This is a genomic window from Pseudomonas sp. SMSB3, assembly GCF_052041965.1.
GTDB lineage: Bacteria > Pseudomonadota > Gammaproteobacteria > Pseudomonadales > Pseudomonadaceae > Aquipseudomonas.
This window is the reverse complement of the sequence record NZ_JBKGGV010000016.1, coordinates 57,501-74,856: the sequence shown is the minus strand read 5'-3', so window position 1 is coordinate 74,856 and position 17,356 is coordinate 57,501. Positions and strand designations below refer to the sequence as shown.

Genomic DNA, 17,356 nt, shown 5'->3' with positions numbered 1-17,356 from the left:
TGCTTCGAACAACAAGACCAACGAGGTGTCGACATGCGTCATCTGCAAGCCCTGATTCCCGCCACGTGCGCCCTGCTGTTCGGCGCCGCCGCCCACGCAGCGCCCAGTGTCAGCGTATACAACTGGACCGACTACATTGGTGATACGACCCTGGCCGACTTCCAGGCCAGCACCGGGATCAAGGTCATCTACGACGTGTTCGACTCCAATGAAACCTTGGAGGGCAAATTGCTGGCCGGCCGCACCGGCTACGACGTGGTGGTCCCCTCCAATCATTTCCTCGCGCGCCAGGCACAGGCCGGCGCATTCCTGCCGCTCGATCGCAGCAAACTGCCGAACTGGCAGCATCTGGACCCCAAGCTGCTCAAGCAGCTCGAACAGAACGACCCTGGCAACCGCTACGCGGTGCCGTACCTGTGGGGCACCAACGGCATCGGTTACAACGTCGACAAGGTCAAGGCAGCGCTGGGCATCGAGCGCATCGACTCCTGGGCCACGCTGTTCGAGCCGCAGAACCTGGAGAAGCTCAAGCAATGTGGTGTGGCCTTCATGGACTCACCCGATGAGCTGTTCCCTGCCATGCTCAACTACCTGGGCATGGACCCGCGCAGCGAAAAGCCGGCCGATTACGCCAAGGCCGAAGCGCGCTTGCTGCAGCTGCGCCCGTACATCACTTATTTCCACTCCTCCAAGTACGTCTCTGACCTGGCCAACGGCAACATTTGCGTGGCGTTCGGCTATTCCGGCGACGTGTTCCAGGCGGCCAACCGTGCTGTGGAGGCCAAGAACGGCGTGAAGATCGCCCACAGCATTCCCAAGGAAGGCAGCAACCTGTGGTTCGACCTGCTGGCCATTCCCAAGGACGCCAACAACCCCGACCAGGCCCTGGCCTTCATCAACTACCTGCTCGACCCGAAGGTGATTGCCAAGGTCAGCGCCACGGTCGGCTACGCCAACGCCAACCCCGACGCCAAGGCTTACATGGACCGGTCGCTGGTCGACAACCCCGAGATCTACCCGCCTCAGGAGGTGCTCGACAAGTTGTACATCTCCAGCACCCCGAGCCCGAAGATCATGCGCGTCATGACCCGTTCCTGGACCAAGATCAAGTCCAACCGCTGACCGAGAACGCCCCATGCCTTTCGATACCCAACATACAGCCTCGTACTACGCCGCCAGCGCCCGCCATACCCTGCCTTATCCGAGCCTGGAGGATGAGCTGACGGCCGATGTGTGCGTGGTCGGCGGCGGTTTGACGGGGGTCAATACCGCGCTGGAACTGGCCGAGCGCGGCCTCGACGTGGTGCTGCTGGAAGCCCGGCGTATCGGCTGGGGCGCCAGCGGCCGCAACGGCGGGCAATTGATCCGCGGCATTGGCCATGATGTCAGCGGCTTTGCCCGGCATGTCGGCCAAGACGGCGTGCGCTACCTCAAGCAGGCAGGCATCGAATCGGTGGCGTTGGTGGCGCAGCGCATCGAGCGCCATGGCATTGCCTGCGATTTGCGCTGGGGCTTTTGCGAACTGGCCAACACGCCAGCGCAGTACGCGGCCTTCAATGACGAGCTGGACGACCTGGCGAGCCTCGGTTACCGCCACGAAACCCGGCTGGTGGAGGCTGCGAACATGCACCAGGTCGTCGCCAGCGACCAGTACGTGGGCGGTCTGGTGGACATGGGCTCGGGGCATCTGCATCCGCTGGATCTGGTGCAAGGCGAGGCCGCCGTTGCCCAGCGCCTGGGGGCACGCATCTTCGAACAAAGCCCGGTCGTGCGAATCGAACACGGTCCCCGCGTGACGCTGCATACGGCCCGGGGCAAAGTACGTGCGCACAACTTGGTGCTGGGCTGCAATGCGCACCTCGATGAGCTGGAGCCACGGCTGAGCGGCAAGGTGTTGCCTGCCGGCAGCTACGTTGTGGCCACCGAACCCCTGCCACAGGCCCTGGCAGAAACGCTCATCCCGCAAAACATGGCGTTATGCGATCAGAAGGTCGGCCTGGATTATTACCGGCTGACGGCCGACCGCCGCTTGCTGTTCGGTGGTGCTTGTCACTACTCCGGGCGTGACCCTCAGGACATCGCTGCCTACATGCGGCCCAAACTGCTCAAGGTGTTCCCGCAACTGCGCGATGTACGCATCGACTACCACTGGGGCGGCATGATTGGCATCACGGCCAACCGCTTTCCCCAGGTGGGTCGACTCAGCCAGCAGCCGAACGTCTTCTATGCCCAAGGCTACTCGGGCCATGGCCTGAATGTGACCCACTGGACGGCCAAGTTGCTGGCCGAGGGCATCGCCCTTGGCCAAAGCCAGGGGCTGGACATTTTCAGTGCCGTGCCGCACCTGACCTTTCCAGGCGGCAAGGCCCTGCGCTCACCGCTGCTGGCGCTGGGCATGCTGTGGTATCGACTGCGCGAGAAGTTGGGCTAAGCAGGCGCTTGAGGATGAGCGAATTCAACATTCAACGAACGCAACCGCCAGCCCTGCGCGCGAAGTTTCCTTGTAGTTGGCGTGCATATCGGCACCGGTGTCGCGCATGGTGCGGATGACCCGGTCTAAGGAGATGAAATGCTCGCCGTCGCCGCGCAGGGCCATCTGCACGGCGTTGATAGCCTTGACCGCGGCGACGGCGTTGCGCTCGATGCAGGGCACCTGCACCAGCCCGCCCACGGGGTCGCAGGTCAGCCCCAGGTTATGCTCAAGGGCGATCTCGGCGGCGTTTTCCAGCTGTGGGGGCGTTGCGCCAAGGACCTGAGCCAGGCCCGCGGCAGCCATCGAACAGGCTGAACCCACCTCGCCCTGACAGCCAACCTCGGCACCGGAAATCGAGGCGTTCTTCTTGCACAGGATACCCACCGCAGCGGCTGCCAGCAGGAATGCCACGACATCGTCGTCACAGGCGCCGGGATCGAACTTCATGTAGTAGTGCAGCACGGCGGGAATGATGCCGGCAGCCCCGTTGGTGGGCGCGGTGACCATGCGCCCGCCTGCGGCGTTTTCCTCGTTCACCGCCAGGGCGAACAGGTTGACCCATTCCATGGCGCTCAGGGTCGAGCCAATCACGTTGGGTTTGCCGATTTCCTGCAGGCTGCGGTGCAAGCGCGCAGCGCGGCGGCGCACATTGAGGCCACCAGGCAGCACGCCTTCGTGACGCAAGCCGTTTTCGACGCAGTCGCGCATGGCCGCCCAGATGCGCAGCAGCCCTTCGCGTATTTCCGCTTCGGGACGCCAGGCGCGCTCATTGGCCATCATCAGCTCGGCAACACTGAGTTGATGGGCCTTGCACAGGGCAAGCAACTCGGCGGCGCTGGAAAATTCGTAAGGCAGGCTAACCGCATGGCTGTCCGCTGGCGGCGCATCCAGCTCACCCTGCTCGACGATAAAGCCGCCACCGACCGAGTAGTAGGTTTGCTGCAGCAAACTGCCCTGCTCACTCAGCGCCTCCAGGCCCATGGCATTGGGATGATAGGGCAGGCTTTCGTCGAGCAGCAGCATGTCGCGGGCGTAGTCGAAGGCCAGCGGCTGGCTGCCGTCGAGGATCAGGCACTGCTCCTGCAACACTTGCGCGATACGCGGCTCGATCGTGGCAGGGTCGATGCGGTCAGGCCACTGCCCCATCAAGCCCAGCAAGCAGGCGCGGTCAGTGGCATGACCGACGCCGGTGGCGGACAGCGAGCCATACAGGCGCACCTCGATACGCCTCACCTGCGCCAGCAGCCCCTGTTCGCGCAGGGCCTGGGCAAAGGTCGCGGCGGCGCGCATCGGCCCGACGGTGTGGGAACTCGAGGGACCAATACCAATTTTGAAAAGGTCGAAAACACTGATAGCCATGCTAATGCCTGACCGCGTCGACGCTTGCAGCGGTCGCACGGTTGTCTGGAGAATTTGTACGGGAATGCCGATTGGCGCGATACTGACGCCGTCATCCGGGTATGACCAACGAAACTTCCTAAGCAAGCCTTTAGCGGAGCTAAACGATGCGTCAGCTCAACGGCCAGATGTTCGTCTGGTTGCACGTGTTTTCCTGCGCAGCGCGCCACCTGTCATTCACCCGCTGCGCTGAAGAACTGCACATCACGCCGGGAGCGGTCAGCCAGCAAATGCGCCAGCTGGAAGAGCGCCTGGGCTATCGACTGTTCCTGCGCCGCGCGCGCGGGGTGGAGCTGAGCGCCGAGGGCCAACGCCTGGCGCAAACGGTGACCGAGGCATACGCCAGCATCGAAGCCGAGCTGCTGCGCCTGGATGCCGGGGAGATCCGCGGTACCTTGCGCCTGCGCTCGATCCCATCGTTTCTGGCCAAATGGTTGACGCCCCGCTTGCCGCGTTTTCAGCAGCGCTACCCGGACATCGAACTGCGCCTGGTGGCCGAGGACAGTGCCCACGCACTGGACCCGCACGATTTCGACTTGGCCATCGACCTCAATGACGGCAGCTACCCAGGCATGCTGTCCACGCCCTTGCTGGACGAGCAGATCTTTCCGGTGTGCTCCCCGGGGCTGTTGCGCGGCCGTCCGCCCCTGCACGGGCCTGCGGACCTTGCGCATTATCCGTTGCTGCACGACATCACCGCCTGGCGCGGCAGTTCGGAATACGCAGAATGGGAGTTCTACCTGGAGGGCATCGGCGCAAGCGGCCTGGACGTGCGCCGGGGGCATACCTTCAACCGCAACCACCTGACCATCGAGGCGGCCATCGCGGGTGTTGGCGTGGCCATCGCCCGGCGCACGCTGCTCAACGATGAACTCGAGCGTGGCGCCCTGATCGTGCCGTTCGGCCATCCCATCGCCAACCACAAGCGCTACATGCTGCACTACCCGCCTGGCGGCTTGAACCAACCTGGCGCCCGCGCCGTGCATGATTGGCTGGTCGAAGAAGCGCAGAGCTTCAGGGCGCTGCACCCGCTGGCGCTGGCCAGCTGATCGGGCCGCTGCGCCCCGCGCTCAGTACGCCTGCTTGCCCGTGAAGGCATTGAGCGTGCGCACCAGGATCACGAAGTCGAGCCACAACGACCAGTTGTTGATGTACTCGATGTCGGAGTTGACGCGCTGGATCATCTGTTCGATGTCCTTGGTTTCGCCACGGTAACCGCGTACCTGGGCAAGGCCGGTCATGCCGGGCTTGATGTTGTGGCGGGCGAAGTAATCGACGATGTCTTGGGAATACAGGGTGTCATGCTGCAAGGCATGCGGCCGCGGCCCGACCAGTGACATGTCGCCGGTCAGCACGTTGAACAACTGCGGCAGCTCATCCAGGCTGGTCCGCCGAATGAAAGCGCCGACGCGGGTCAAGCGCGGGTCGTTGCGCTGGGCCTGGGCCACCACCCCGCCTTCGGGCTGATGCACGTGCATGCTGCGAAACTTCCAGATCCGAAACGATTCCCCGGTCCAGCCGGTGCGGTCCTGACGAAAGAACACCGGCCCTGGGCTGTCGAGCTTGATCACCACGGCCACCAGCAGCAGCACCGGGGAGGCCAGGAGCAGAATCAGCGCAGCCAGCACCCGGTCCTCGAGGTTCTTGAGAAACAGGCTGGTGCCGGTCAGGGGTGTTTCCGACAAGGTCAGTACCGGGATGCCGGCGATTTCTCGCACGCTGTGGTTGATCAGACGCAGCGAGAAGATGTCCGGCACCCAATTGACCGCGATGCACTTGTCCAGCAGCTTGAGGTAAACATCCTGAATCACCGCCGAGCCGCCCAGCGGCGTCACCAGGTAAACGGTACGGATGCCATGTTCGGCGATGATGCGGTCAAGGTCAGCGATGCTGCCAAGCATGCGCAAGCCATCGCGGCTCTGGTCCTCCTCCTGGTCGACCCAGATGCAACCCACCACCCGCTCGCCGAACCACGGGTTGCTGCTGATTTTCTGGTAGAGGAAGTTGGCCAGGTCGCCATTGCCGATAATCAGCGCATTGTCCAAACGCGCGTGGGCAGTGAAGCGCTTTTGCAACTCACGCATGGCCACGTGCAGGAACAGCTGCACGACATAGCCAATGACATAGAGCTGCACCACCAATAGCCGCGAGTAGGTCTCGCTCTGCTTGGTCAGGAAGGCGATGACCACCAGAAAGCAGAAGGTCGCAGACCAGGCCTTGAACAAGCGAAACGCCTTGACCGACAGCCCGACATTGCTGCGATAGATCGCGTAGTGGTCGTAGATCACCGCCAACGCGCCAATCAACAACAAGAGCATGATCACGTAGTCGGAGGTGATGTAGCCGAACTGATCGTAAATCAGGTACCACGCCACACCGGTAACTGCGACTCCATCGAGGCCCGCTTGAACGGCGTTACTCACGCTACTTCTTCGTTGGAGCAACGACCGACTGCTTCTGGGCTCAAAAACCATGCGTAAGGCCTCACGAGGTGTATGCCAACTGCCAGATGATCACCGCGGGGCGCCAGCAACTCGCCCCAGATACCTGATAACACTTGAATTTCGTTCGTACAGCGCGCTGAAGCAATTGATATCACTGTAGCAGCACTGGACGGTCGCTGCGGAGCAGATCACGCGTGCCGACCACCTGCATCCGGCATCAACCTCAGACGCGGTGCTGCCCTGCTCTGATATACAACAGCGTGCGCAGGATGAACAACGGATTACCGATGACGTAACGCACGAACAGACGCCTGGGCTCCTTGAGCAACCTGAACAGCCACTCCGCGTTCAACCGCCGCAGCCAATGCGGGGCGCGGGTCACCTTGCCACCGAGGAAGTCGAGAATCGCTCCGCCGCAGATGATCAGACACGGGGTCGGCAGTTGCGCCAGCTGTGCGGCCAGTCGTTCCTGCTTGGGCATGCCCATGCCCAGCACGATCAACGCCGGCCGCTGGGCCTGCGCCAGGTCAAGGTAGGTCTGGAAGTCGGCGAAACCTTCATGCTGGGACACCATGCGCACGCCGTACACCGCCTCGCAGTGCTGGGCAGCCTGTGCCAGGTATGGTTCACGCGTTCCCCAAAACGCCACGGGCCTGCCCTTGTAGGCGTGCAACAGCTGGGGAATGAAGTCGGTGCCGTTCATGTTGAGGCCTGGCTGGCGCCCCAGACGGCGCAGCAGAATGGCCATGCCCGCGCCGTCGCGCAGCAGCACATCGGCGCTCGCCAGTGCCTGGCAGTAGTCGGGCTCGACCGCGGCCAGGTTCATGGCATGGGCGTTGACGAAACCCAGGACGGTGCTGCGCTGGGGGTTGCTCAGGGTCAGCAGCAAGCGCTGTGCGTCAGCATCATTCTCGACGGTTCGCAGCGTGGCCAAGAGGGTTTTCCAGCGGTGAAGCCAAGCCCGGTTAGCCATCAGTTGTCATCCCGTTTGGAGCGTACCCAGTCGACCTGGCGCTTGAGAAGAAACCCCAGGTACAGGGGGATCTTCCGGGCCGCATAGAAAGGGGCGTAAAGCAGCACCGAAAACGGCATCGACGCCCGAGCAAAGCGCGCCCAGGCCAACAGCACCGCCGCCCCCAGCAAGCACAACGCCAAGCCCGCCAGCAGCGCAGGCCACAGCAGCCCGAACACGGCGCCGGCCAGCAGGTTGATCGCGAACACCGCCACGCTCAGCAAGGTCAACAACGCCAGCGGCGGAATCATCAAGTCTACCGCCATGCCCAACAAGGGCCAGTTGCGCCGCAGCACGGCGCGTCCCAGCAGCCGTGGCCCTTCGGCCAGGACCATGCCCAGGTGCCCATGCTCCCAGCGTTTGCGCTGACTGTTCAGGCCCTCCTGGCTACTGGGAAACTGGCTGGTGATCACTGCCTGCGGGCAGAACAGCGGCGCCTTGCCCAAGGCCGCGAATTCCAACCCCAGCTTGAGGTCCTCGACAAGGTGAGCGGTGGCCAGGTCAACCCTGGTCAGGTCATCCCAGGTGAAGGCCATGCCGGCGCCCATCAATTGACAAGGCAGGCCTGCTCGCGCCCAGCCCGTAGGGCGCACCAGGTTCTTCATGCGCCAGGCGAATGCCGCGACCTGCACCTTCAACCCGGCAGCGGCCGGAGCATTCATCAGGTACAGCGCTTGCGCAGGCCTGGCGTTGGCGAGCGCCGTCGCCGCCAGATGCTCGACAGCGGCGGCGCCGACCTGGCAATCGGCATCGATGATGATCAGCACCTCGGGCGGCGACTGCTGCAGATGACGCACGCCGAAGTCCAATGCATAGCCTTTGCCGCGCCGTTGTTGGTCCTGACGTTCGACCACCTCGGCGCCAGCGCTGCGGGCCAAGGCCGCGGTCTGGTCGGTGCAGTTGTCGGCAACTACCAGCAAGCGGTCACCGTCGCGCAGTTGCGCAGCAATGCTGGCGAGCGTCGAAACGATCAGCGACGCTTCGTTTTGAGCAGGCACCAGCACGGCGATCCGCGCTCGTTGCAACCGTCCACCGGGACCGGTCTTGGGCGGTAGACAGGCCAAGACCACCTGGGCGCACAGCACTGCTGCTGGCAACAGCACCAGCAGCGCCGCCAGGCCCAGCAACAGGCTCAGCAACGTGCTCATGCCGCCCCCTTGAACAGGCTGATCAGCTTGGCCGCTTCGTGGTCGATATCATGGCGTTGCAACACCCGCGCATGAGCCGCCTCGCCCATCGCCTGCAACACTGTCACGGGCTGTTGCAGGCATTCGCGCATGGCTTGGGTCAGCGCCGTAACGCAGCCGGCCGGGAACAACCAGCCGTTCTCGCCGTGGCGCAGCAGTTCAGGAATGCCGGCCACATAGGTCGACAGCACCGGCCGGCGCAGGGCCATGGCCTCCATGATCACCACCGGCAGGCCCTCGGCGAAGCTGGGCAACACCAGCGCCCGCGCGGCCAGGATTTCGTCGCGCACCTGCGCGCTGCCGATCCAGCCGGTGATTCGCACCTGGCGCTGCAAGCCGTAACGGGCGATCAGGGCCTCGACCGGGCCGCGCATTTCGCCGTCACCTGCCAGGACCAACTCGAAATCCACGCCTGTGCTGGCCAAGGCATGGGCTGCCTCGATCAGCAGCAACTGGCCCTTCTGTTCGCACAAGCGGCCCACGCACACCAACCGCGGGGCATGGGCCACCAGCGATCCCTGGCCTTCATGAAAATTGCGCTCCAGACCGCAGTGCACCACCTTGACCTTCGGCCAATGCGCAGGGTCGACCCAGCGAAACAGCTGGCTGCGCCCATATGAACTGACCGCAACGACGAAAGCTGCCTGACTCGCCTTGTGGCCCAGGTGCAGTGCCTGCGCCTTGTCGAACTCTTCCGGGCCATGCACGGTGAAGCTGTAGCCAGGCCCGCCGAGCGCCTGGGCGAGCATGACGACTTCAGCCGAATTGGTGCCGAAATGCGCATGTACGTGCTCGGCTGCCGAGGCTTGCAACCACTGCAGCACCTGGCACGCTTCGGCCAGATACACCAAGTGGTAAGGCCAGGAACGATCGGCGCGACGCCCTAGGCGCAGTGCCAGCTTCAACGCTTTGAAGAACCGCCCGGGTTGCGCGCGCAGCGCCTGCAGCGTCGGCGCGAGCAAACCCTTGATCCCCGCCTGCAGCACGTAGCGGGTCTTGCCGCGCTCGGCGAGGTCTTCCGGGTCGTGCAGCTCGGCGTCCCAACCGCGCAAGGCGATGCGTTGCACCTCCAGGCCCTGGCGCTCCAGCGCGAGGATTTCGCGGCGGATGAAACTGTGGCTGACCTTGGGGTATTGATTGACGAAATAAGCGATACGCATAAAGCCCCGAATCGGTGTCCGTTTACTGAAGGGCCAGCTCGGCCGTGCCAGAGGGCAGCGGGCGACCGGCAAGGGCGGTGTGTATCTGGTCGAACACATCGTCGAGCAAGGCATGGCGCCGGCGGTACATGGCGCGCTTCTTCGCCGCGATCTGCTCGGCAGCGCGCTGCGCGGGCGCCAGCGGGATGCTGAAGAAGTCCGCGCGCTGCGACGCTACGGCGCCGTTCTCCTGCCAGATGACATCGTAGTTGGCAGCCAGATCCTGGTGCTTGTCGGCGCCGAAGTAGGCATGGCGGTGATGGCGATGTGCATCGCCCACGGCATAGATGCTCACGGCACCCAGGCAGCGCGCCACGCATTTGATGGCCTCGATCAGCAGACTGCGCGGGCGCAAGCCTTCGAAATCTTTGGTCAACTCGCGGTAGATGTTCAGCGATGTGTCGCTGTCGATGCCTTTGTGAATGCCCTGCACGGCGCCGATGAACAGGCACACGCCGGTGTCCTCGCGAGACAAGGTGAACGCCAGCGAAGCAACGCGAAGATCTCCTTGAAACAGGTTGATCACCAACTCCCCTTCGCGCTTGAACCAGATCGGCCGGTCGAGTACCAGGCTACAGCCGCCACTGTAAGCGGACAGGTCGCACAGCAGGCGCTGCTCCTCACGCCCCAGCAACAGCAGCGGCGCGCACAGGGCAGTGACGATTTCGTAATGCGAAGCCACCGCTTGCAAGCGCTGCACTGCGCTCCAGGTCTTGCTGATGTAGGGCCACTGCACCACGCCGATGCAATCGACGCCCAGCCGCTCGAAGCGCACAGGGCCAAGCGCCTCAGTCATGCGCCGCGCGAACGCCTGCAGCTCGGGCCACTGCCTGGCCATCGCCAGCGACAGCTTGAATTTGTTGTTGAGCGCGCGCGGTGAATAGCCCGGTTGCAGGGTCAACACGCTCTTGCTCAGCGCCTTCAACGTCATCGACATGTCATTTGTACTCAATCAGCATCGGCTTGCCGGCTGCACGCCGGTTCAGCAGGAACCGAGCCTGGCCAAGCATCTCGGGAAATTTGCCCAGCACCAGAAATATCGCCTGCCACCAGTTTTCCCGCGCCGAACGCGTGCCACGGCGCGCCAGGCGGACGACCTGAAGGGGGTAGATCAGCAACAACCACAACCCCCAGCCGCCGCTCACCAGGCTCACGACGAGGATCGCCAACGGCAGGTTCAGGCCCCACAGCCAGGCGCGGCGCGACTCGCGCAGCCAATGCCGCTCCGGCGTGGCGCCGTGCAGGTAGGCGCCCTCGGCGTAGGCATAGCCGGCGCGCAGGCTGCGCCGCCACCATTGGCCGAAGCGGGTGATGGCTGCATCATGCAGAGTCATTTCCTCCGCCAGGCGCCAGATTTTCCAGCCGCGGGCACGCAGGCGCACGCACATCTCAGGCTCTTCGCCTGCGATCAGATCCGGGCGAAAGCCAGACACCGCCATGAATGCATCCACGCGCATCAGCGCATCGCCGCCGCAGGACTTGGTCTCGCCAATCGGTGTGTCCCACTCCAGGTCACACAGCAGGTTGTACACCGAACGCTCCGGGAAGCGCTCGCGGCGGCGCCCGCAGACGACCGCCACCTGCGGGTGCTGATCGAGAAACGCCTGGGCCTTGCTCAGCCAAGCCGGGTCCACCTCGCAGTCGCCGTCGACGAACTGCACATGCCGCACACCTGCGCAGACGCCCTGCAGGCAGGTGAAGCCCTCGTTGCGCGCACGCGCTGCGGTAAACGGCAAGGTCATGTCCAGCGCCAGAACCTCGACGCCAAGCGCGTGCGCCAACTGCACCGAACCGTCGGTGGAGCCGGAGTCCACATAGACCAACTGGTCTGCCCGCCCCAACAGCGAGCGCAGACAGCGCTCCAGCCGTTGCCCTTCATTGCGGCCGATCACCACCACTCCAATGCCTGTTTCCATGGGCCTCACTCGGCGGCTTGTGCTGCTACAGGGGTGTCGATGGGCTGTGCGCGCTTGCGCGGCTTGACCGTCGCCGGCACCCCAACGGCCAGGCAATCGTCCGGCACGTCGATCAACACTACGGCATTCGAGCCAATGGCCACGTTGTTGCCGATGCGGATGTTGCCCAATACCTTGGCGCCTGCGCCGATGTCGACGTTGTCGCCGAACACCGGTGCGATAGGTTCTTCGACGTTCTTCAGGCCCACCACCACACCGTTACGGATCCGACAGTTATCGCCAAACCGAGCATAGCCGCTGATGACGATCCCGCCGAAATGGTCGATGACGAAATTGCGACCAATCACCACTTCGCAGGGCAACTCGACCCCGGTGATGATCTGCACGAACTTGAACAACACCTTGTAGATCACCGACAGCAGCTTGCGCAGCAACGCCGGGCGCACGCCGTAGCGCCAGCGGCCGAAGCGGTAGACCAGCAGCACCCAGAAGCCCTGGGCGCCCCAATCGCCGCCATGGGCGCGCAGATCGGCACGGATGTTATCGAACATGATTTCACCTAGCGTGTGGGTTGGCGGGCCAATCGGGTCTTGAACAACAACGACCAGGTCGCACGGGTGTGCCGCCAGCAGGCCGTGATCGCCCCCAGGCCGCGGCCCTTGAGCAGCGCCTTGAGCGCCAGCACCAGGTCGCCCACGCTCACCAGCAGCATGTGCAAGGCCAGGCCCGCGAGCCCGTGGTGCTTGCGAAAATACAGCAGCTCGCTTTCGATCTGGTAAGCGGAGATCTGCCGGCTTGCAGCTTCGAGCTCGGCCACCGACTTGGAGCTTTCCCCGCCGATATGCACCACGGTGGTATCGGGGTAGAACACTACTTTCCAACCGGCTGCCTTGACCCGCTTGCAGTGGTCGACCTCTTCGTAATAGAGAAAGTAACGCGGATCGAACAAACCCACCTGTTCGAGCACTTCGCGGCGCACCAGATAGAAACAGCCCGGCAACCAGTCACATTCGCGCACCGAGGCGTGGTCCCAGTCCATGTCATCGACCATCTTCACGCCAGGGAACAAGCGCCGCAGCCCGGTGCGTGCGACGAACACGTTCACCGGCGTGGGAAAGTACCGGCAACTGGGCTGCAAATCGCCATCACGGCCCACCAGGCGCACGCCGAGGATGCCGCACTCGGGGTGCGCGTCCATGTAGTCGAGGGTTTTTTGCAGGCTGTCGGTGGCGACGAAGGCGTCGGTGTTGAGCAGCAGCGCGTACTTGCCCGTCAGGTGCGACAGTAGCTGATTGTTGGCTCGGCCAAAACCGACATTGAGGGTATTGCTGACCAACAGCGCCTGCGGGCACACCTCGCCCAGACGCTGCACCGAATCATCCTTCGAGGCGTTGTCGACCACCAGATAACTGGCCAAAGTCTCACCGCCGGCCGCACGCAGCGCGTCGAACATCGGCTGCAGCAAGGAGGCGGTGTTGAAATTGACGACCATCACATCCACCGGTTTATCAGCCATTGCTGCCGTCTCCGAAGAAATAGCGGCGCCGGTGCATGGCCAGGGTCGGTTCCAGGGTGGGGTCGAACGAGCCCTGGCGCTGCTTGATCAGGTCCATCCAAGGATAGGCGTTGCAGCGCTCTTCGACGCGCTTGATCAGGTCCTCGGTGGTGCAGATGAATTTCGCCGGATTGCCGCCGACCACCGTGCCAGGCGGCACATCCTTGGTCACCACGGCGCCTGCGGCGACGATCGAATCAGGGCCGATGGTCACCCGCGGCATGACGATCGCGCCGTGGCCGACGAAACTGTTGTCACGAATATCGATCACGCCGACTGAGTCTAGGCGTGTGCCGTAGCACAGCTCGATCAACGCCACCACGCCGTCGTGGCCGATCAGCGTGCAGTCGGACAGACCGACGTTGCTGCCGATGCGCACCAGGGCCGGGTCGGTGACGTTGCAGCCGACGTTCATGTGAAAGTTGTTGCCCACCGAATAAAACCGTCCCCAGCGGCTCTGGTACTCACCCCACTGCCGGGGCGTCGGGTTGCAGATCTTCTTGTAGGCAGAAACCCCACGCCCGGTCGTGTTGGCGTAATGCGCCATCGCACTGCGTATCCATCCAAACATATGGCAAGCCTCGCAATTCAAGCGACCTTGGACTATCCCTGAGCCGAACACGGTCTCGTTCTTGTTGATGCTGACCCTGTCGCACTCACTCTTTCACAGCGCTACCACTGCCCTGCCCCATCACGCCGCCGCACCGTGCTGCAGTCGCAGCTTCTGGTCGAGGTGCTCGGCCAGGCGCAAGGCGAACTGCAGCAAAGGCATGGTCGGGTTGGAAGCCCCTCCGGTGGCGAAGACACTGCTGCCGGCGACATACAGGTTATCGGTGCCGAAGACCTTGCAATCAGCGTCCACCACGCCTGTTTCTGCAGATGCCGCCATGCGCGTGGTGCCCATGTGATGAGCGTGCGGCGACAGTTTGAGCGGCAGGCTGGTGTCGTAGACGAAATCGTTGAGCTTGACGAAACCCAGGCCCGTGGCCGCGAACTGCTTGGCCAGTTCGCTGCCAATGCACTTGATGGTATGGCGGTCGTGATCGCTCAGCACCCAGTTCACGTTGACCTTGGCCACGCCCAGCTCGTCGCGCTCATCGAGCAGCGAGATGCGGCTCTGCGCATTGGGGAACTGCTCGATCAGGGTACTGATGACGCCATCGCCCGGGCAGCTGAACTTGGCGACGAATTCGATCTTGCTCGATACACCCATCTCGCAGGCGAGATTTTCCAGAAAATGCTTCACCTCGGCGGTGCGGCCGTAGGTCTGCACATCGGCCAACACTGCCGCCTGCACATTGCCCTTGCCGGCCTGATACTCGGCTACGAAAGCATCGGTGGTGAAGTACTGGCGTGGATCGGTGCCTTCACCACTCTTGAGGATGAACGTACCCATGTCGATGTTCAGGTGTTCCATGAAGCAGCGCCCGGTCAGGCCATCCTTGCGCATCACACCTGCGGCGGCCAGCGAGCCACTGTTGAGCAACTGCCGGGCATTCTCGATGGCGCCCATGGCCAGGATGTAGTTACGTGCTTTCACCTGCTGGCGCTTGCCGTCGTAATCGCTGACCAGCACCGCCTGCAAGCGGCCCGCGCCCTCATCGAACAGCAGGTCGACGCAGTTGCAATTGATGAACACGTCCAGACCAGGGGTATCCTCCAGCGCCGAGGCGTACTTTTGCGCAAAACGCGTCGGCGGGCTGAGCAAGAAGCGGTCAGCCTCGAACTCGCCACCGTCCAGACCCTCATTGATGGCGTGAAACTGCGCCCCCTGCGGCAAGTCGACGATGTCCATGGCGCCCGCCAGATAAGGCTCGATGTCGCTGTAGCTGATGGGCCAGCCAGGTACATCGACCGGCGGCGGCACGGCGAAATCCGAGGCAGTGAATGGCCGGCAACGCCCCGCCCAATGATTGGAGGTGCCGCCCAGATAGCGCAGGCGGGTTTCGTGGGCGTACATTTCAAGCCCAGTCGAGGTGCAGGTGTACAGCTGTTGCGAGCGCGGCGTGAACTCATGCCCGCCGCCCTCGAGCAAGGCCACGCGCCAGCCGGCCTGGGCCAGGCGCAAGGCCAGGGTGATGCCGGCCGGCCCTGCGCCAACGATGCACAGATCATAAGCACTGCGCAGCGATTTATCGCGCTGGTAGTCCTTGATCATGCCTTGTCATCCTGGAAGTACTCGACCGGCAATACCCAGCCATTGATCAGGACGAAACCCGTGGGCACTGGCGGCTTGCGCGTGGGGCTGGCGCCGGCGCCGAACGCTGCCAGCCCGGCTCCCAGCAGAACACAATTGCGCATGAATCCCCTGCGTCCCACCAGCGGAGCGCACAACCGCAACTTCCCCATGATCACAGCCCCATACCAATTATGTTCTTATACCCCTGCGATGCACTGCGGGCTTTGTCGGGAGACCATCTGGGCCCAGCGCCAGGCGCATCGACGGCACGGCACATAATGCCTGTCCGGCACGCTTAGGCGTAGCACTACAACGCGCTTTTGCTGGAAATTTTGCCGTGCCACGGCTTCAATCGTCTGCACGCCATTTAACGCTGACCGAATCGATAGAAGTCACTATAGTTTCATTTAGCCATGATGCTAGCCTTCATCCACCCCACCGAGGGATAGGTGCCAATACTCCATGCCCGAACATCTTAGAGCCCTGGTCGTCATCGTGGTTGTGGCCAGCGCGGTTTTTTTCATGGCCCGCCGCCCGGCAACCGACCTGATTCCACTGGCGGACTTCAAGCGGCGTCGTAACCTTTGGTTCGCCCTGACCCTGGTGGCTTTTCTGGCCCACAGTTTCTGGCTGTATGCGGCTGCTGCAACGCTCATCCTGCTGGTCGCCCAGCGCCGCGAGCACAACCCGCTGGCGCTATTCTTCATGTTGCTGTTCCTGATCCCGCCAGCCACTGCCGCCATTCCTGGCTTCGGCGTGATCAACTACCTGTTCGACATCAACCATCAACGCCTGTTGACCTTGTGCGTGCTGCTACCGGCAGCACTGGCGCTGCGCAAGCAGCCTGGGCGTGTTCCCCTGGGGCGGTTGCTGCCGGACAAGCTGCTGCTCGCTGGCCTGGCGCTGACCAGTGCACTGGCGCTGCGCGAAACCACTGTGACCGATACGCTGCGCCAGATGCTCAGCCTGTACATCGACGTGCTGTTGCCGTACTACGTGGCCAGCCGGGGCGTGCGCGAGCTCGCTGACTTCAAGGACGTGCTGCTTGCCTTCGTGCTGGTAGCGTTCGTCCTGGCGCTACTGGGGGTGACCGAATACGTGCGCCATTGGCTGCTGTATAACGCCGTGCTCGATGCCTTGGGCCTGCAGTGGGACCTGCGCGGCTATCTGAGCCGTGGCGGCTCGTTGCGCGCCAGCGTAACCACCGGCCAGGCCATCGTACTCGGCTACGTGATGGCGGTCGCCATCGGCCTGTTCCTGTTCGTCCAGCACTTCGTGGGCAAACCTGCACACCGCTATATGGGCGCCCTGCTGCTGGCTGCCGGTTTATTTGCGCCGGTGTCGCGCGGCCCATGGATCGGTGCGGTCATCATCATCGTGGTGTTCATCGCGCTCGGCCGACGCGCAGTGCCGCGCCTGGCGCTGCTGGCGCTGGCCGGGGTGCTGAGCATCCCGCTGCTGAGCGTGCTGCCGGGCGGTGACAAGGTGCTCGATCTACTGCCCTTCATCGGCAAGGTCGAGGCCGAGAACATCACCTACCGCGAGCGGCTGCTGGAAAATTCCTGGATCGTCATCCAGCGCAATCCGTTGTTCGGCTCTTTCGATTTTCGCAATACCCCGGAAATGCAATCGATGATCCAGGGCGAAGGCATCATCGACATCGTCAACACTTACGTCGGCCTGGCCCTGCGGGTCGGCTTGGTGGGGTTGGGGCTGTTCATGGGCTTCTTCGTCTGCATCCTGCTGGGTATTCGCAAAGGCATGCGCCAGGTGGCTGACAAGGCCGACCCGTACCACCTGCTGGGGCGGGTCTTGCTTGCTACCTTGGTGGGGATTCTGGTGACGATCTTCACCGTCAGCAGCATCACCGTCATCCCGATCGTGTACTGGTCGATTGGCGGGCTCAGCGTCGCCTACATCCAGATGATGCGTCGCCGGGTGGTTGCCGTCAGCGCCCCGGCGACCACCGCCAGCCTTCAACCGAGGTAGCTCG

At 63.3% G+C, this 17,356-nt stretch carries 16 protein-coding genes; 4 read left to right on the top strand and 12 right to left on the bottom strand.

Annotated elements, in window-relative coordinates:
- Positions 1-33: 33 nt before the first annotated feature.
- Both ACLEJW_RS21065 and ACLEJW_RS21060 read left to right on the top strand, forming a co-directional pair.
- Positions 34-1,122, top strand: coding sequence for a polyamine ABC transporter substrate-binding protein (locus tag ACLEJW_RS21065; protein WP_440778196.1), 1,089 nt, complete (start codon positions 34-36; stop codon positions 1,120-1,122).
- 13 nt (positions 1,123-1,135) lie between these two features.
- Entirely contained in the window at positions 1,136-2,431 is a 1,296-nt protein-coding gene (locus tag ACLEJW_RS21060; RefSeq protein WP_440778195.1) for an NAD(P)/FAD-dependent oxidoreductase, read from the top strand.
- Positions 2,432-2,455: 24 nt separating this feature from the next.
- Here ACLEJW_RS21060 and ACLEJW_RS21055 read toward each other — a convergent pair whose 3' ends face one another.
- Positions 2,456-3,832, bottom strand: a complete 1,377-nt coding sequence (locus tag ACLEJW_RS21055) for an L-serine ammonia-lyase (RefSeq protein WP_440778194.1) — start codon at positions 3,830-3,832, stop codon at positions 2,456-2,458.
- Positions 3,833-3,999: 167 nt separating this feature from the next.
- Between ACLEJW_RS21055 and ACLEJW_RS21050 the strand changes: the two genes are divergently transcribed.
- Positions 4,000-4,920 carry a LysR substrate-binding domain-containing protein gene (locus ACLEJW_RS21050; RefSeq protein WP_145192611.1) on the top strand — a complete coding sequence of 307 codons (921 nt, stop codon included), beginning with the start codon at positions 4,000-4,002 and terminating at the stop codon, positions 4,918-4,920.
- Positions 4,921-4,941: 21 nt separating this feature from the next.
- On the opposite strand, the gene ACLEJW_RS21045 is transcribed toward ACLEJW_RS21050, so the two are convergent.
- The 11 genes from ACLEJW_RS21045 to ACLEJW_RS20995 form a co-directional block, all read right to left on the bottom strand.
- Positions 4,942-6,345, bottom strand: coding sequence for an undecaprenyl-phosphate glucose phosphotransferase (locus tag ACLEJW_RS21045; protein ID WP_440778193.1), 1,404 nt, complete (start codon positions 6,343-6,345; stop codon positions 4,942-4,944).
- 193 nt (positions 6,346-6,538) lie between these two features.
- A complete protein-coding gene (locus tag ACLEJW_RS21040) occupies positions 6,539-7,288 on the bottom strand; it encodes a WecB/TagA/CpsF family glycosyltransferase (protein WP_440778192.1) in 750 nt (249 codons plus the stop codon).
- Positions 7,288-8,475, bottom strand: a complete 1,188-nt coding sequence (locus ACLEJW_RS21035; protein ID WP_440778191.1) for a glycosyltransferase family 2 protein — start codon at positions 8,473-8,475, stop codon at positions 7,288-7,290. The genes ACLEJW_RS21040 and ACLEJW_RS21035 overlap by 1 nt, the downstream gene beginning before the upstream one ends.
- Positions 8,472-9,674: a glycosyltransferase gene (locus ACLEJW_RS21030; protein ID WP_440778190.1), complete on the bottom strand. Its 1,203-nt coding sequence runs from the start codon at positions 9,672-9,674 to the stop codon at positions 8,472-8,474. The genes ACLEJW_RS21035 and ACLEJW_RS21030 overlap by 4 nt, the downstream gene beginning before the upstream one ends.
- A gap of 22 nt (positions 9,675-9,696) precedes the next feature.
- Positions 9,697-10,644, bottom strand: a complete 948-nt coding sequence (locus tag ACLEJW_RS21025) for a DUF535 family protein (RefSeq protein ID WP_440778206.1) — start codon at positions 10,642-10,644, stop codon at positions 9,697-9,699.
- A 7-nt stretch (positions 10,645-10,651) separates the two neighbouring features.
- Positions 10,652-11,629 (bottom strand): glycosyltransferase, encoded by a 978-nt coding sequence (locus ACLEJW_RS21020; protein ID WP_145192455.1) that lies wholly within the window; start codon positions 11,627-11,629, stop codon positions 10,652-10,654.
- Between the two features lie 5 nt (positions 11,630-11,634).
- The gene (locus tag ACLEJW_RS21015; RefSeq protein WP_145192453.1) at positions 11,635-12,180 is read right to left on the bottom strand and encodes a serine O-acetyltransferase; all 546 of its coding nucleotides are present in this window, start codon (positions 12,178-12,180) and stop codon (positions 11,635-11,637) included.
- An 8-nt stretch (positions 12,181-12,188) separates the two neighbouring features.
- On the bottom strand, positions 12,189-13,145 hold the full coding sequence (locus ACLEJW_RS21010) for a glycosyltransferase family 2 protein (RefSeq protein WP_313645836.1): 957 nt from the start codon (positions 13,143-13,145) through the stop codon (positions 12,189-12,191).
- Positions 13,138-13,755, bottom strand: a complete 618-nt coding sequence (locus ACLEJW_RS21005; RefSeq protein WP_145192446.1) for an acyltransferase — start codon at positions 13,753-13,755, stop codon at positions 13,138-13,140. Before ACLEJW_RS21005 ends, ACLEJW_RS21010 begins: the two co-directional genes overlap by 8 nt.
- 120 nt (positions 13,756-13,875) lie before the next feature.
- Positions 13,876-15,342, bottom strand: a complete 1,467-nt coding sequence (locus tag ACLEJW_RS21000) for an FAD-dependent oxidoreductase (protein ID WP_145192444.1) — start codon at positions 15,340-15,342, stop codon at positions 13,876-13,878.
- Positions 15,339-15,485, bottom strand: coding sequence for a hypothetical protein (locus tag ACLEJW_RS20995; RefSeq protein ID WP_256675115.1), 147 nt, complete (start codon positions 15,483-15,485; stop codon positions 15,339-15,341). The genes ACLEJW_RS21000 and ACLEJW_RS20995 overlap by 4 nt, the downstream gene beginning before the upstream one ends.
- A gap of 340 nt (positions 15,486-15,825) precedes the next feature.
- Here ACLEJW_RS20995 and ACLEJW_RS20990 point away from each other — a divergent pair, with 340 nt between their 5' ends.
- Positions 15,826-17,352, top strand: coding sequence for an O-antigen ligase family protein (locus ACLEJW_RS20990; protein ID WP_440778189.1), 1,527 nt, complete (start codon positions 15,826-15,828; stop codon positions 17,350-17,352).
- Positions 17,353-17,356 lie beyond the last annotated feature (4 nt).